At 53.6% G+C, this 1,346-nt stretch carries 2 protein-coding genes; both read right to left on the reverse strand.

Annotation, left to right across the window (positions count from 1 at the left end; translation table 11 throughout):
• Window positions 1-28: 28 nt before the first annotated feature.
• The gene (locus tag DDZ15_RS16550; RefSeq protein ID WP_158278758.1) at window positions 29-829 is read right to left on the reverse strand and encodes a DDE-type integrase/transposase/recombinase; all 801 of its coding nucleotides are present in this window, start codon (window positions 827-829) and stop codon (window positions 29-31) included.
• 59 nt (window positions 830-888) lie between these two features.
• Window positions 889-1,293, reverse strand: a complete 405-nt coding sequence (locus DDZ15_RS16555; protein WP_109648235.1) for a transposase — start codon at window positions 1,291-1,293, stop codon at window positions 889-891.
• Between the last annotated feature and the right edge of the window lie 53 nt (window positions 1,294-1,346).

Below are 1,346 nucleotides of genomic sequence, written 5' to 3' on the forward strand. Positions count from 1 at the left end.
TGTAGATGCCTGAATATGGTTGACGTTTTTAGTTAACATATAACATTTTGGTCGAAGTTAACTTCGACCAAATGTTGACGCGATAATCAGGGTGTAACCCCTGATTGAGCTCTTTGACAAATTGATCCGGCGACAACCTGCACGGCAGACCCCGATGGGGTTTGCTATGGTTGTATAAACGGACTGCTCTGCAAACTCCTGCCGCCAGCGAAGAATAACTGTCGGTTGTATAGTGCTGAAGGTAGCCCTCTTTGATCGTGCGGTTTACCCGCTCGCAATAGGCATTCTGCCAGGCGTAACGGGCCATGCTGTGCCTCAGCCCGTGGCTTTCCAGATATCGTTTATACTCCCCGCTGGTGTACTGGATGCCCCGGTCGGTATGAACAATCAGCCCGCTCAGGTCCTGCCCGGCCACACGGCTTAGCGCCCCGGACAGGCAGCGGATCTGACTGGCACTGCTCAGATCCCGACTGCAATGACTGGCCAGGATCCGCCGGGTATACACGTCCACCACAAAGCTCACGTAGTACCACCGCCGCCCGGCCCACACGTAGGTAATGTCGGTCTGCCACAGCTGATTGGCTCCGGTTATGCTCATCCCTTCAATGAGGTTGGCGCATACTCCCTGTCCGGCCACGGTAAACGAGCGCGGCGGGGTTTTAACCCGGAACCCGCAGCTCAGCAGCAGCTGTTCGGTCCAGTCGCGTCCGCGAGGCATCTGCCCGCGGGCCGCGTAGTGAATATCACGGCAGCTTATCTGTGGATGCTCCGAGCGGACCCGGCCGGCCAGCTCGATTGTATCGAGCAGGTCCCGGTGGGCTTTATGCATCCGCGCAATCCCCTGATGGGCACCCTGCCGGGAAATATCCTGCCAGGCGAGCATCTGCTTCATTGGCCAGGAAACCTCTTTCTTGTTTTCGAAGAACCACTCGAAGCAGCGGACTCGTACTTTTTTTTTAGATCCTCACCCACTTCGTCACTGGCCAGTTCTATGAACTTCTCGTAGTAGTCGATCTGCATCTGCTTATGGCCAACAGCCCGTTCCAGTTCGGCAATTCGCTGCTTCATCTGTTCGAGTTTTTTGCTTTCTGAGTCTTTATCTACCACGAGGACGGCTCCTTTTTTGTTATAGGTTGAGTAGCGGTGGATCCACCGGTAAATACTGGTGGTCGATACCAGGTATTCCCGCGAGGCGGCGGCTACACTGAGTGTGCCGGATTCAATCAACCCGACAATTTGTTTACGCAAGGTAGGTGAAAACTCCCGGCGTTGCCGAAGATATTTTTTAGACATAAAGAATCGGTTTATAAGTGATAATTTATGTCAACCTATTTTAGGCACCTACA

The sequence above is a fragment of the Rhodohalobacter mucosus genome (assembly GCF_003150675.1).
Lineage (GTDB): Bacteria > Bacteroidota > Rhodothermia > Balneolales > Balneolaceae > Rhodohalobacter > Rhodohalobacter mucosus.